This window comes from Streptomyces sp. NPDC006435 (genome assembly GCF_040612315.1).
Classification (GTDB): Bacteria; Actinomycetota; Actinomycetes; order Streptomycetales; family Streptomycetaceae; genus Streptomyces.
The window spans coordinates 439,842-453,579 of the sequence record NZ_JBEXPY010000001.1; the positions used below are offsets into that span (position 1 = coordinate 439,842).

At 72.7% G+C, this 13,738-nt stretch carries 10 protein-coding genes, 1 tRNA gene and 1 riboswitch; of the genes, 5 read left to right on the forward strand and 6 right to left on the reverse strand.

All coding sequences use genetic code 11. The annotated features are described in order from the left end of the window. Positions 1-47: 47 nt before the first annotated feature. Positions 48-1,019, reverse strand: coding sequence for a winged helix-turn-helix domain-containing protein (locus ABZZ04_RS01990; protein WP_356930217.1), 972 nt, complete (start codon positions 1,017-1,019; stop codon positions 48-50). Between the two features lie 236 nt (positions 1,020-1,255). Between ABZZ04_RS01990 and ABZZ04_RS01995 the strand changes: the two genes are divergently transcribed. Beyond that, entirely contained in the window at positions 1,256-3,124 is a 1,869-nt protein-coding gene (locus ABZZ04_RS01995; protein ID WP_356930218.1) for a helix-turn-helix domain-containing protein, read from the forward strand. A gap of 125 nt (positions 3,125-3,249) precedes the next feature. Here the strand turns inward: ABZZ04_RS01995 and ABZZ04_RS02000 are convergent, their stop codons facing one another. From ABZZ04_RS02000 to ABZZ04_RS02015, 4 genes are all read right to left on the reverse strand, one after another. Then, positions 3,250-4,146: a M23 family metallopeptidase gene (locus ABZZ04_RS02000; protein ID WP_356930219.1), complete on the reverse strand. Its 897-nt coding sequence runs from the start codon at positions 4,144-4,146 to the stop codon at positions 3,250-3,252. Between the two features lie 292 nt (positions 4,147-4,438). Then, positions 4,439-4,993: a heme-binding protein gene (locus ABZZ04_RS02005; RefSeq protein ID WP_356930220.1), complete on the reverse strand. Its 555-nt coding sequence runs from the start codon at positions 4,991-4,993 to the stop codon at positions 4,439-4,441. A gap of 344 nt (positions 4,994-5,337) precedes the next feature. Continuing rightward, positions 5,338-6,732 (reverse strand): FAD-binding oxidoreductase, encoded by a 1,395-nt coding sequence (locus tag ABZZ04_RS02010; RefSeq protein WP_356930221.1) that lies wholly within the window; start codon positions 6,730-6,732, stop codon positions 5,338-5,340. 223 nt (positions 6,733-6,955) lie between these two features. Beyond that, the gene (locus ABZZ04_RS02015) at positions 6,956-7,366 is read right to left on the reverse strand and encodes an SHOCT domain-containing protein (protein ID WP_356930222.1); all 411 of its coding nucleotides are present in this window, start codon (positions 7,364-7,366) and stop codon (positions 6,956-6,958) included. 226 nt (positions 7,367-7,592) lie between these two features. Here ABZZ04_RS02015 and ABZZ04_RS02020 point away from each other — a divergent pair. From ABZZ04_RS02020 to ABZZ04_RS02035, 4 genes are all read left to right on the forward strand, one after another. Further along, positions 7,593-7,666 (forward strand) — tRNA-Met (locus tag ABZZ04_RS02020). 178 nt (positions 7,667-7,844) lie between these two features. After that, complete coding sequence (locus ABZZ04_RS02025) at positions 7,845-9,005, forward strand: PP2C family protein-serine/threonine phosphatase (RefSeq protein WP_356930259.1); 1,161 nt, start codon at positions 7,845-7,847, stop codon at positions 9,003-9,005. A gap of 317 nt (positions 9,006-9,322) precedes the next feature. Beyond that, positions 9,323-9,475, forward strand: a riboswitch (cyclic di-AMP (ydaO/yuaA leader). An 11-nt stretch (positions 9,476-9,486) separates the two neighbouring features. Next, complete coding sequence (locus tag ABZZ04_RS02030; protein ID WP_356930223.1) at positions 9,487-10,716, forward strand: M23 family metallopeptidase; 1,230 nt, start codon at positions 9,487-9,489, stop codon at positions 10,714-10,716. A gap of 261 nt (positions 10,717-10,977) precedes the next feature. Then, entirely contained in the window at positions 10,978-11,922 is a 945-nt protein-coding gene (locus ABZZ04_RS02035; RefSeq protein WP_356930224.1) for an aldo/keto reductase, read from the forward strand. 167 nt (positions 11,923-12,089) lie between these two features. Here ABZZ04_RS02035 and ABZZ04_RS02040 read toward each other — a convergent pair whose 3' ends face one another. After that, positions 12,090-13,604: a PrsW family intramembrane metalloprotease gene (locus tag ABZZ04_RS02040; protein ID WP_356930225.1), complete on the reverse strand. Its 1,515-nt coding sequence runs from the start codon at positions 13,602-13,604 to the stop codon at positions 12,090-12,092. Positions 13,605-13,738: the final 134 nt, after the last annotated feature.

Sequence of the window (13,738 nt, forward strand, 5' to 3'; positions counted from 1 at the left end):
CCCCGACCGGTTCCGTCCGGTCGGGGCGTTCGTCGTGTACGGCTCCCTCACCGCGGACCGGTGCCGAGCAGGGCCAGGCCCACCGGGGTGAGGCTGTGGCGCACGGAGTTGCGCAGCCGGTTGCTGGAGACCAGGCCGGCGTTCCGCAGCACGGCGGCGTGCTCGCTGGCGGAGGAGAGGGAGATCCCGACGCGCCGGGCCAGTTCGCTCGTGGTGCACTCGCCGTCGAGGGATTCCAGGACCGCGGCCCTGGTGTGGCCCAGGAGCCGGGCGAGATGCGGACCCGCCGGTTCGGGCGGGGGCGTCGCGGCCGGGACCACGGCCCGCGCGGGATAGACGAGGGTCGGCGGCAGGGCCGGGTCGGCCAGGGCGACCGGTGCCCGGTGGCAGAAGTACGACGGGATCAGGAGCAGCCCCCGGCCGTCCAGGCAGATGTCCGCCTCGACCGGGTAGTCGGCCTCCAGGACGGGCGGACGCCAGCGCAGGGCGGGGCCGAACGTGCGCAGCATCGCGTCGGTGCCCCCGAGGCACTGGGTGCGCGACCGCCAGGCGCGGTCGGCCTCGATCCGGTCGCGGATGCGCTGCCACATCCCGCCCAGGGCGTGGTGCCGGTAGGCGCGCAGTGCCTCGCCGAGGCGGTGGAGCACCGGCGATCCGCCCTCCGCGACCGCCCGGAGCCAGGGGTCGGGCGGCCTGTCCTTCGCCAACCGGGTGAGTTGGAGGTGCAGTTGGGGCCGTGGTGTCGACAGCAGGGCGTCGAGTCCCGCCTCGAACCCCTCGGCGCTCTCGACCGGGGTGAGGAAGTCCGGGAAGTAGCCCCGGGCCGGGACCAGGGGCAGCAGCAGGCGCAGCGGGGCCCGGCCGTTCCTGATGACGTGCTTCTGCCAATGAAGCATGGCGGGGTCCGACTGCCGTTCCTGCAACTGGTGCAGGCTCAGTACGGATTCCCAGAGCGGGTCGGGATGGTCGGCGACACGGGTACGGGCCATGTCCCCGGCCGAGAAATGGATGCGCAGCATGTGGTTCCCAGGTGCGAGACGCGTTCACCGCTCCCCCCGAGCGGCGCCGGCGTCGCCACGTTCTGGTGACGTCGGTGTTGTGACCTTGTGACAGCGGCGTGTGCTGAGGCAAGAAGGAACGGGGAAGGTGGGACAACGGGATGCCCGAGGGGGTCTCGGCTGCCGTTTTCGGGCCGAGTGGGACGGCGTGGGACGCGTCCCGTCTCCCCGGGGGAGAGCGGAACAACGGGAGGACGATGACGTTCGACGGGAAAGCGCAGGGACCGGCCGAACTGGCCGAGTTGCTGGAGGAACTGAAGCGGCGCAGCGGACGCAGCTACACGGCGCTGGCCCACCGCACCGGCCTCAGCCGGTCCACGCTCCACCGCTACTGCCGGGGCACGACCGTCCCCGGCAGCTTCGGGGCGGTGGAACGGGTGGCGCGGGTCTGCGGGGCGGGCCCGGCGGAGCTGGACCGGCTGTACCGGGTCTGGTCGCGGACGACCACCGCGCAGGACCCGGCCGACGGCATGGCGGTTCCGGCCGGTGACCTGACGGTTCCGGGTGACGGCGTGGCAGGTCCGGACGGCACGGGAGGGCGCCCGGACGAGCACGGCGAGCACGGCGAGCAGGGTGAACACGGCGAGCACCCGGACGGGGCGGGCGGACGCCCGGACGCCGGGGCGGGCCGGGAACCCGCGGCGGCGGTGGCGGCGGTGGCGGGACGGAGCGGGGACGGCGGCGGCGAGGGGCCCCGGGAGGCTCGGCCGCCGCTGCGCCGCGTGCTCCTCCCGCTCCAGGTGGTGGCCCTGGTCCTCGTCCTCCTCCTCGTCCCGGCCGCCAGTACGCAGCTGCCGGGCGGCGACGGGCCCGGCGGCGGCAGACCGCCCGCCACCCCGGGCACCGGACAGGAGGGCACCACCTCCGTCGCCCAGCGGTTCGACGGGCCGCTCTGGTCGGTCGCACCGCGCCGGGTGCCGCCGGAGTTCTTCGGGCTGACGATGAACACCGACACGGGGGAGATGCCCGGGTTCCGCACCGGGGCCGTGCGGCTGTGGGAGAGCGGAACCCGCTGGGGCGCCATCGAGCCCCGGCGCGGCCGGTACGACTGGTCGGTCCTGGAACGGTCGGTCGACTCCGCCGAACGGCGCGGGCTGCCGGTCCTGCTCACCCTCTCCGGCACGCCCCTGTGGGCGGCGGCGGGCGGACGCAGGGGTGCCTACGCCGATTCGAGTGCCTCGCCCCCGGCCGATCCGGCGGACTGGGACCGCTTCGTGGAGAAGGTCGCCACGCGCTACCGGGGCCGCATCGAGGCATACGAGCTCTGGGACTACCCCAGCCATCCGCTGCACTACTCCGGAAGCGTCGCCACCCTCGCGGGGATGGTCGAGCGGGCGGCCCGGATCATCAAACGCGTCGATCCCGGGGCGCTGGTGGCCTGCCCGTCCTTCGGGGAGCTGCGGGAGGAGCGGGGCCGCGAACTGCTGCGCCGGTTCGCACGCACCGGCGCGTACGGGAACTGCCACGCGGCGGCGCTGAAACTGCCGCCGCGCAGGGCCGATTCGCCGCCGGAGGAGATCATCGACCTCGCCCGGAACGTGCACGACGTCCTGTACGAGGAGGGGGTGGGGCAGATCCCGGTGTGGAACACCGGGCCGGACCGGAACGTCGCGGTCACCCCGCCGCTGGACGCCCGCCGGGCCCGCGACTACGCGGTGCGCTTCTACCTGGCGGGTCTCTACAGCCGGCACTACGGGGTGGAGCGGATGTACTTCTACTCCTGGGGGAGCACCGGTGTGCCGCTCGTGGTGCAGCCCGTCGGCGGGCGGCCCACACCGGCCGGGCTGCGCATGGGGCGGCTGCTGCAGTGGCTGGACGGCGCCCGGATCGCCGCGTGCGGGCAGGGCGGGCAACTGGGCCTGCCCGAGGGCGCGTACACCTGCCGCTTCGAACGGGACGGCAGACCCTTCGTCGTCCGCTGGACGACGAAGGGGCGCGTCGAGGTGCCCGCGGCCGAGGGCGAGCACCTGCTGCGCCGGATGGACGGCCGGAGCGTCCGCCTCCGGGCCGGGGACCGGATCGGCTTCGGCGAGGAACCGGTGCTGGTCGAGTACCGCGAGGGCTGAGACCGGGGCCGGAACGCACGGATCTCCCGGCCGGGGCACCTGCGCGGGCGCTCCGGCCGGGAGAGGAAGAAGAGGGAGAGGGGGAAGGAGGGGCGGGGCGGTCGGCCGCCCCGCCCCGTACCGCCCTACCTCGTGCAGCCCTTGAGCTGCTTCACGTACGTGCTCGACGAGCGCACCCATGCGCCCCTGCCGTCCGCACCGCTGCCGTTGTCCAGGCGCCGGTAGAGCTTTCCGCCCGGGCTGCGGGTGTGGTTGCAGGCCAGCATGACGACCTTGCCCTTCTCCAGCTTGCCGTAGGACTTGTACTTGGTGCCGGCCCAGGCGCGCTTGGAGACCGGCTCGACCACCTTGAACGGGGCCCACTTGGTCGGCTTCGGGGCCGAGCAGGAGTGGGAGACCTGGTCCTTCCAGATCTTGCCGGTGCCCTTGTACGTCTTCGGGTAGAGCTTGGCGGTGCTCCGGTGCTTCCCGCCGTCCGTCCCGCCCCACCGGTCCGCGTTCTTCTTGCCCTTGGCGACCTCGAAGTGCAGGTGCGGGTGGCCGTTGGCGGTGGGGCCGTCCTTGCCGAGGGTGCCGATCTTCGTGGTGCGCTTGACCTTGTCGCCCTTCTTGACGCTGCGCGACTTCAGGTGCAGGTAGGTGGTGTAGTAGCCGCCCTTGTGCTTGATCTGGATGGTGTTGCCCGAGCCCTTGGAGAAGCGGGTGGAGAAGACGACCACGCCGTCGGCCGCGGCCTGCACCGTCTTGCCCTCCGCCTTCGCGTTGCCCTTGTCGATGTCGAGGGCCGGGGCGTGGGCGGAGGAGCCCGAGGACACCCGCCACTTCGTTCCGCAGGGGAACGGCAGGAAGAGCCGGGGCGCGGCGGACGCGCCGACCCGGGTGGTCCCGGCGCTCTGCGCGGCGATCCGGGTGTCCGGGGCGGTGGACGTGCCGCTCTCGGCCATGGCGGCGTTGGCACCCAGGGTTCCCCCCGCCAGGGCGAGGGCGACGACGCCGATGGATACGCGTGTGCGGTTGATCATGTGAACTGTCCCCCGTGGTTGCGCCCGGTGAGCGGTGGGCGCGTTCCGACGCCGCGACGTCGCGGCGTGGGAAGGACGTTAGGGAGCGGGGAACAGGGGCGGAAAGGTGTTTCGGGCGTGCCCGAAGCAGCCCCGCCGAAGGGTCCGGACATGCCTGTGCCCGCCGTGCGGACCAGGCCGGGGACCGACCCGGCCTGGTCCGCACGGCGGGCGGTGGACCCTGGCGACGTGCGCGGAGGGGCCGGCGGCACCCGTACGGGGGGATCGGGTGCCGCCGGAGTTCGGGGAGCCGTTATCGGCCGAGGGCGGCCACGCCGGCCCGGGCGAACTTCTCGTCCAGGTCGCCGGACGGGGCGCCGGCGACGCCGATGCCCGCGATCGGGGCGCCCTTCGCGGTGACGGGGGCGCCGCCGGCGAGGAAGAGGGTGCCGGGGATGTCCTTCAGTGTCGGGGCGTTCTGCAGGCGCTTGACCAGCTCGGAGGTCGGGGCGTTCCAGGAGACGGCGGTGTAGGCCTTCTTCACGGCCGACTCGTAGGACTGCGGGCCGGCGCCGTCGCCGCGCAGGGTGACGACGGTGTTGCCGTTGCGGTCGACGACGGCGACCGAGACCCGCTGGTTCTCCTTCTCCGCGGCGTCCAGCGTCGCCTGCGCGGCCTTCGTCGCCGCCTCGATCGTCAGGTGCGTGGACCGCGTGAGGTTCTTGTTGGCGGCGTCGGCCTTGACGGCGGCGGCGGGCGCGGCGGCCGGGGCCGCGGCGTTGGCGGAGACGACTCCGAACGTGCCCGCGATGGCGGCGGCGGCGACGGTACCGGTCAGGACGCGGGTGCGCAGCGACAGCTTCTTCATGGTCAACGACTCCTCGGGTTCGGCCAGGGGCTCGGGAATCTCTGCGTTCCCGCTTCGATGTCCATCCTCGAGCCGGACCCGCCCCGTACCGGTCGCCCTACGGGCTTCCATCGCGGCCCCCGACGGACGACGTCCGGGTCAGCCGATCGGACGATGCCGACGCCGTTTCCGCAGGTCATCCCGTGTCCGTGCCGGACAGGAAGCCGGACAGGAAGCCGGGCGGGACACCGAGCGGCCCGGACGGGCGCGAGGCGCGGGGGCTCGGGGCACGGGGAGCCCTGGGACGCCTGGGGAGGCTGGGGCCTCGGGCCCGGGGAGGCTCGGGGCCTTCTGCGGATCTCGGGTCAGGCCGCCGGCTCGATGTTCTGGTTGGAGCGGAAGAAGTTGTGCGGATCATAGGTCCGCTTGACGGCCGCGAGGCGGTCGTAGTGGTCGCGGTAGGTGGCCCGTACCCGGTCCGGGGTCTCGCCCGCACCGATGAAGTTCACGTACGTGCCGCCCATGGAGTGCGGGTGCAGCGCCTCCCAGTAGTCCACGCACCACTGCCGGAGCCTTCCGGCGTTGTCCGGATCGGGGTCGATGCCCGCGATGACGCCGGACCAGACCGCGTCCCGGTAGGCCCAGGCCGTGTCGTCGGGGCCGGGCCGGTGGGCGGCGCCGTCGACCGGGTACAGGTGCATGGTCGACAGGTCGGTGGGGAGGCGCTCGGCGTACTCGGCGTGCACGTCGACGGCCTCGTCGGTGATCCGGTCGAAGAAGTTGCCGCGCCAGTACCACTGCAGGCCGGGGGGAAGCAGCGCGTCGAACATGGACTGCAGGGCGGGGTAGGGCATCGGCGCCGTGAAGTGGAAGGCGGGCGTCGCGGGGTCCTCGACGGGCTTGAGGGTGGTTTCCAGCAGTTCGGGGTCACCCGTCCAGCACCACACGACGGCGCACATCCGCAGGCCGTGGATCTCCTCCGGGAACGGCGGCCCCGGCGGCACGGTGAGCGAGGCGAAGAAGCCGTTGAGGTCCTCGGTGGCCCGGGGCAGGAAGTCGCGGTACCAGCGCAGCACGTCGCGGATCCGGTCGGCGGGCCAGAGCGTGACGGCGACGCCCACGGTGTCCACCGGGTGCATCCGGAAGGTGAAGGAGGTGACGACGCCGAAGTTCCCGCCGCCGCCGCGCAGCGCCCAGAACAGGTCGGGGTGGGAGGTCCCGCTCGCCGTCACCGGGGTCCCGTCGGCCAGGACGACCTCCGCGGCCAGCAGGTTGTCGATCGTCAGGCCGTACCTGCGGGTGAGGTGGCCGTGGCCGCCGCCCAGGGTGAGGCCGCCGACGCCGGTGGTCGAGAGGATGCCGGACGGGGTGGCCAGCCCGAAGGCGTGGGCCGCGTGGTCGAGGTCGCCGAGGGTGCTGCCGCCGCCGACCGTGGCCGTGCGCGCCGCGGGGTCGATGTGCGCCCAGCGCATGGGCGAGAGGTCGATGGTGATGCCGTCGTCCACCAGGCAGAGGCCCGCCCCGCTGTGGCCGCCGCCGCGGACGGCGGCCACGAGTCCCTCGTCGCGGACGAAGTCGACCGCGGCCATGACGTCCGCCGTGTCGGCACACCGGACCACCGCCGCGGGACGTCTGTCGATCATGGCGTTGTAGATCGTGCCGGCCGGGCGGTACTCCGGGTCCTGCGGGCCGATGACGGGGCCGCGCAACGCGGTCCGCATCGCGTCCAGGGGTACGGGTACGGGTGCGGTGCCGTTCATGGCCTGGCCACCCCTCGTGCGTCGAGGTCGGGATGGCGGTCGCGCCCCGCCCGGCACCCGGCGGGGGAGGCCGGGGCCCGGTGTCCGGGGCCGCGGACGGGAAGGCCGCCGTGGGCTGATGCCTCAAGCCTCCGCCCGGCCCCGCGACCCCGCCAGCCCGCCGGGCCGGGCGGAGGGAGACATGCGCGCCCGGGGAGCCCCGGCCCTTCGGACGGGTCCAGGCTCAGACGAGGAGCTTCGTCTTCGCGCGCTGGTACTCCTCGTCCGTGATGGCGCCCCGGTCCCTGAGATCGGCGAGCTTCGCCAGGTCGTCGACGTGGCCGCTGCGTCCCGGGCCGTCCCCGCCCGGGGTGCCCGCCGCCTCCCGTACGTACGCCTTGAAGGCCGCGTCCCGGTCCTGGGCCTCCTTGATGTCCCGCCTGCTCATGGACTTGCCGCGCACGATCACGTACACCAGCACCCCGATGTACGGCAGCAGCAGCGTCAGGACCAGCCAGCCCGCCTTGCCCCAGCCGCCGAGGTCGTGGCTGCGGAAGATGTCCGTGATGACCTTGAAGAGCAGGAACAGCCACATGACCCAGAGGAAGAACCAGAGCATGGTCCAGAAGAGGTCGAGCAACGAGTAGTCGTCCACGGTTCGCTCCCGATCAGTGCGATGCCGCCGCGTCGGTCAGCCGGTCGATGAAACAGTCATATCACCGCATATCGACAAGCGCGCGCCGTCCGGGGCCAGGTCCGGGCAGGGGTCCGACCCCTCGCCCGTCGGTGCGGTCCGTGTGCCGGATGCGGCCCGGGTGAAGCCCCGGGGAACCCGAGTGGTCATGGGAGCGCCGGGAATGGCGTAGAGTGGTGTTCACCGACGCGGGGTGGAGCAGCTCGGTAGCTCGCTGGGCTCATAACCCAGAGGTCGCAGGTTCAAATCCTGTCCCCGCTACTGAAGAGTCAGGCCCGGCACGCATGCAGCGTGCCGGGCCTGACTCGTTTCGTTCTCCCGCCCAGATCCCTCCATTGGCCGATGAGCGGTCGCCGCGTCGTTCCGTTCCGGGGAGTCTGGGGGCGGGGCGCGGTTCCGTCCGCAGCCGCGGACGTACCGGGCAGGAGACCAACGGGTGGTGTGGAAGCGGGAACAGCGGCGCGGCGGGCACGCCGAGGGCGGCGTCGGCACCCGGCGGTTCGTGCGGGCGATGCCCGCCCTGATGATCATCGGCGGGCTGGTCTTCGACGCCTTCACGCCGCCGACCTTCACCGCCATCCCGCTGTTCGTCGCGGCGCCGCTGATCGCCGCCCCGTTCTTCTCGCTGTCCAGCACCGTCCGCACCGGTATCGCCTCGATGCTGGCCGTCATCGCGCTGCGGCTGTCCAGCAGCACGCTGCCCGAAGTGGTGCCGCTGATCGAGCTGCTGACCCTGGCCACCGTCTCGGTCCTCGCGGTCGTGATCAACACGGTGGTGCGGCGCGGCAACGAGCAGCTGGCCTCCGCGCGGGCCATCGCGGAGACCGCCATGCGCGCGGTGCTGCCGAAGCCGTCCGAGCGGATCGGCGGACTGCACGTGGCGGCGCGTTACGTGGCGGCGCAGGCGGACGAGTTCGTCGGCGGCGACCTGTTCGCCGTGACGGACACCCCGTACGGGGTGCGCCTGGTGGTCGGGGACGTGCGGGGCAAGGGCCTCGAAGCCGTGGGGACGGTGGCGGTGGTCATCGGGGCGTTCCGCGAGGCGGCGGAGCAGGAGCGCTCGCTGGAGGGCGTGGCGTGGCGGCTGGAGCGGGCGCTGGCGCGGGAGGAGACGAGGAGGGGCGGGCTCGACGCGCTGGAGGGGTTCATCACCGCCGTGCTGGCGGAGATCCCGTCCGGGCTGTCCCGGGTGCGCGTCGTCAACCGCGGCCACCCCGAACCGATCCTGCTGCATCCCGACGGGGCGCTGGAGGTGCTGAGGCCCACCGAGCCCGCGCTGCCGCTCGGGATGGGCCTGGGCGCGTGGTCGCAGCGGACGGACGAGTGGGACCTGCCGGCCGGGACGACCCTGCTCCTGTACACGGACGGCCTCTCCGAGGCGCGGAACGTCGAAGGGGTCTTCTACGATCCGGCGGACCGGCTGCGCGGGCGGATCTTCCCGGGGCCCGAGGAGCTGCTGTCCGCGCTGACCGACGACGTGCGCCTGCACACGGGCGGCGAGACGACCGACGACATGGCGCTGCTCGCGGTCATGTGTCCGGCGGAGGGTCAGCCGGACCGGCGCAGGACCGTGCGGATCGTCGGCCTGGAGGAGGCGTGAGGGGAGGCGTGAGGGGAGGCGCGGGAGGAGGATGCGGGAATGGTTGCGGGGTGGGCGCGGGGCCGGTTCCGTTCCTTCCGTTCGCGATGCCACCGTACGTAATCGAAAGGCGCCGCTCCGCATAACGTTTGACGCAACGTCAGAAACGGGATAATGACTGAGGTGCGGTCAACTCATACGTTTTCATTGAGTTATGTCCCGTAAAGTCCAGGCCAAAGACGTGAACGATCAGTGGGAACAGCTTGGAATGCGGCCCCGGTGTCTATTAACGTTCGATAACGCAGCGCGGTCGTCCCAGCCGTCGCCAGTGGCGGCACCGTGCGCGAGCGCCGAATTCCGCAAGGGAACCGGGGAACCACCTATATGGGGTGAATCGGACGCCTGTGTCTCGTGAGAGGCAGAGGAGCCCGTAGGAGACCTTCCTGCTCCGAACCCGTCAGCTAACCCGGTAGGCGAGAAGGAAGGAAAGGAGTGCGCCCCCGTGGCGTCCAACAAGCCTGCCCCCGAGGTCCCGTCCCGGTTCACCCCCGACTACGGCTTCGGCTCCGACTTCCCCGCGCAGCGCGGCTCCGACTTCGGTTCCGACGCGGCGGCCACCGGGACGGTGACGACGGCGTACGGCAGCGACTACGGCACCGGCCATGGCGGCGACTTCACCACCGAGTTCAGCGGTGACTTCAACGACGGCTTCGGCGGCGACTTCCGCGCCGAGGGCAACGGCGGCGAGCCCGCGCGCAGCCTGGAGGAGTGGAACCCCACCGAGGAGTCCGTCCGCCCCGTGCGCGGCCGGCACCGCGTCGCCAAGCAGCGCAGCGGACTCGCCCGCAGTTCGACGGTGCTGGGCGTCGGCGTCATCGCGGCGGTCGGTGCGGGCGGCATGGCCACCGCGCAGAGCAAGCCGCCGGTCTCCATCTCCGTCCCCGACTCCATCACGGAGAACCTCCCCGACGCCGCGTCACTTCCCGGCGTGGGCGCACTGTTCTCCGACGACTCGGACAAGGACGCGTCCGAGGACGTCACCGCCACCGCCCCGCTGACCTCCGCCGGCATCACCGTCGCCGAGGCCGAGCAGGGCAGGACGGACGCGGGCGAGGCGCTCCGTGTCCGCATCCTCCAGCAGGCCGAGCAGCAGCAGGACGCGGCCGTCGCCGAGGCCAAGGCCGCCGAGGAGAAGGTGGCCGCCGAGAAGGCCGCCGCCGAGGCGAAGAAGCAGCAGGACGAGGCCGAGGCCAAGGCCGCCGCCGAGAAGAAGAAGGCGGAGGAGGAGGCCAAGAAGAAGGCGGAGGCCGCGCGGCTCGCCAAGCTCGCCGCCAGCTACGCCGTTCCGACCTTCTCGTACACGATCACCTCGACCTTCGGGCAGGCCGGTTCGATGTGGTCCTCCGGCCACCACACCGGCCTCGACTTCGCCGCCCCGACCGGAACCCCGATCAAGGCCGTGCACAGCGGCACGATCAAGTCGGCCGGTCTGGCCGGTTCGTACGGCTACCGCACGGTGCTGGAGCTGGAGGACGGTACGGAGATCTGGTACTGCCACCAGTCCTCGATCGGCGTCGGCGTCGGCCAGAAGGTCACCACCGGCGAGACCATCGGCCGGGTCGGTGCGACCGGCAACGTGACCGGACCGCACCTCCACCTGGAGATCCACACCCCCGACGGCACGGGCGTCGACCCGATGGCCTGGCTCCGCGGCAAGGGCCTCAACATCTGAGGCGACCCGGCCCGACCCGGTCCACCGGCCCATGAACCCCGGCAGTCCTGACGCTCACCCCCCGACGTCAGGGCTGCCGGTTCGTCTTGAGCGGCACAGGACCCGGAACCCGGAACGGCAGTCCCGACCGGGCCGACGGGCCGACGGGCCGACGGGCTGTCGGGGACAGCGAACCCGAACGAACCCGTCGGGAACGACGAACCCGCAGGAAACAACGAGCCCGTCGGAATAGCGGGCCCGTTGGAATTCGTTGATCCACTTATGACTTCTCTTCGTAAGCTGGGCTCCTCCGACCTCCAGGTCTTCCCGCTCGCACTCGGTGGCAACGTCTTCGGCTGGACCGCCGACGAGGCGCAGTCGTTCGCCGTGCTGGACGCCTACGTCGAGGCCGGGGGCAACTTCATCGACACCGCCGACGTGTACTCGGCCTGGGTCCCGGGCAACGAGGGCGGTGAGTCCGAGACCGTCATCGGCAAGTGGCTCGCCGCGCGCGGCAACCGTTCCGACGTCGTCGTCGCCACGAAGGGCGGCGCCCACCCCGAGTACAAGGGGCTCTCCTCCGCCACCGTCAAGGCCGCCGCCGAGGAGTCGCTGCGCCGGCTCGGCACCGACCACATCGACCTCTACTACACGCACTTCGACGACGAGACCGTGCCGGTCGAGGAGATCATCACCGCCCTGGACCAGCTGGTGAAGGAGGGCAAGGTCCGGGAGATCGCCGCCTCCAACATCAGCGCCGAGCGGCTCCGGGCGTCCCTGGACTTCTCGGAGCGCGAGGGGCTGGCGCGCTACGTCGCCCTCCAGCCGCACTACAACCTGGTCTCCCGCGACACCTACGAGGGCGAGCTCCAGGACACGGCCGCCCGCGCCGGGCTCGCCGCCGTGCCGTACTACGCCCTGGCCTCCGGCTTCCTCACCGGCAAGTACCGTCCGGGCGCCGTGGTGGACAGCGCGCGGGCGCAGAGCGCCGGTCAGTACCTGGAGTCGGAGCGGGGGCAGAAGGTCCTGGCCGCGCTGGACAAGGTCGCCCAGGAGCACGACGCGCAGATCGCGACCGTCGCGCTGGCCTGGCTCGCTTCCCGGCCGACCGTCGCCGCGCCGATCGCCTCGGCCCGTACGGTCGAGCAGCTGCCCGCGCTGGTGGCCGTCGCGGACCTCACGCTGACCGAGCAGGACCTGGCCGAGCTCACCGAGGCGTCCGCCTGACGAGGACGCCCGACACGGACGTCTGACGCGGACGCCCGACGCGGACGTCTGACACGGACGCCCGACGCGGACGTCTGACGCGGACGTCGTCCGACGCAGGACTCCCGCCCGTTCCGTCCACGGCCGTTCGCCCGAGCCGTGGGCGGGGCGGGCGGTCTGTCGCGGTCCTACCGCGGGGGCAGGTAGGGGTTGTGGTTCGGTCCGGGCCCGGGGCCGTTGTGGTGACCGCCGTACCAGGTGTGCGCGGGGAACGGTCCGGCGTACGGGGGCGGCGCCGGGTGGTGGGGGCGCAGCCGGCCCGTGGCCTGCGCCGCGTACGTGAGGGCGGGCACGGCCACCTCCCTGCGCTGCCAGAGGTGGTGCAGCAGCTCCAGCTCCCGTGCCGCGAAGTCCGGTTCGGCCGCCCCGCGCCGGGCCCGCAGCCGCAGCGAGGCCAGCGACGTGGCGAACGACTCGTACTCGGCGACGGTCCGGGCGGCCGCCTTGCCGTGGGCCGTGGCCCGCGCCAGGTCCCCGGCCGTCGGGACGGGAGCGGCGACCGGCCCGTGGCCCGGCCACCCCGCCCCGTACGGGACCGGCCCCCGCGCCGCGATGACGTGTCGGCGGCGGGCCTCGTCACGGGCCAGGCCGCGGGCCCGCATCGAGGCGAGGGCGAGCGGTTCCGCCGGGGTCAGCCAGCCGGCCGCAGCGTAGGCGGGTAGCTCGGCGCAGAGCGTGCGCAGCTCGCGTTGGCGCGACCAGATCGCCAGCCAGGTCACCAGCCCGAAGGCCGGGACCATGAACAGCCCGTACACGGCGTAGAAGCCGTACGGGCCGAAGGTCGCCGACCCGTTCCACAGCGCGTGCATGCCCATGGCGAGGACGAGGCCCAGCAGCGGCAGCACGATCCGCAGGACGCGCCGGCGCCGGGCGACCGTCGCGGCGATCCCGAAGCCGATGCCGGTCAGCACCGTGAAGAGCGGGTGCGCGAACGGCGACATCACCACCCGTACGAAGAACGTCGCGGCCGTCACCGACACGGCACCGGCGATGCCCGTCTGCTGGTCCTCGCCGAAGGCGTTGCCGAGGTAGAGGATGTTCTCGGTGAAGGCGAAGCCGCTCGCGGTGAACCCGGCGGTCACGACACCGTCGACGATCCCGTTGAAGTCGCGTCTCCGGAACAGGAAGACCAGCAGTATCGCGGCGGCCTTGGCGCTCTCCTCGACGACCGGTGCTATGACCGTGGCACCCAGGGTGTCCGCGTCCGCCGGGTCGGCGGTGGCCGTGGCTATCCAGCGGGTCGCGAACGAGTTCGCGAGGATCGCGACCAGGGCGGCGGCGAACGCGCCCCAGGCGAAGGCGAACAACAGATTCCGCCAGGGGGCCGGTTCGACCCGGTCCAGCCAGCGGAACGCCGTCATCAGCAGCGGCACGGGCAGCACGGCGAGCCCCAGCCCGACGAGGAACCCCTCGGTGCCCGTCTGGTCGCGGACCAGGGCCAGGATCGCCAGCCCGCAGAGCGCGAGCACGGTGAACACGGCCGTGACGCGGAACGCCCGGCTGCGCCACACCATGCCGACGCGGCGCGGCCGGTAGCGCCAGTGCCCGCGCCCGGGAACGGCAGCGAGGATCTCACCGACCCGCTTCTCCTCAAGGAGCGGTACGGCCGGTTGCGACTGCTGCTGGACAGACCCGTCGAACACCACCCGACGACCCTAACGAGCAGCACCGACAACTGGCCATGGGGCGAGGAAGCGGCCGTCCCCCGGGCCCACCGGTCCACCGACGGGCAGGAGCCCGGCGGACAGGACGTCAGTGGACAGGGCCCGGCGGCGGG

Bases quoted from the DNA above. Each gene is read 5' to 3' on its own strand.
- ABZZ04_RS01990 (WP_356930217.1), bottom strand. From the start codon at position 1,019: ATGCTGCGCATCCATTTCTCGGCCGGGGACATGGCCCGTACCCGTGTC.
- ABZZ04_RS01995 (WP_356930218.1), top strand. From the start codon at position 1,256: ATGACGTTCGACGGGAAAGCGCAGGGACCGGCCGAACTGGCCGAGTTG.
- ABZZ04_RS02000 (WP_356930219.1), bottom strand. From the start codon at position 4,146: ATGATCAACCGCACACGCGTATCCATCGGCGTCGTCGCCCTCGCCCTG.
- ABZZ04_RS02005 (WP_356930220.1), bottom strand. From the start codon at position 4,993: ATGAAGAAGCTGTCGCTGCGCACCCGCGTCCTGACCGGTACCGTCGCC.
- ABZZ04_RS02010 (WP_356930221.1), bottom strand. From the start codon at position 6,732: ATGAACGGCACCGCACCCGTACCCGTACCCCTGGACGCGATGCGGACC.
- ABZZ04_RS02035 (WP_356930224.1), top strand. From the start codon at position 10,978: ATGACTTCTCTTCGTAAGCTGGGCTCCTCCGACCTCCAGGTCTTCCCG.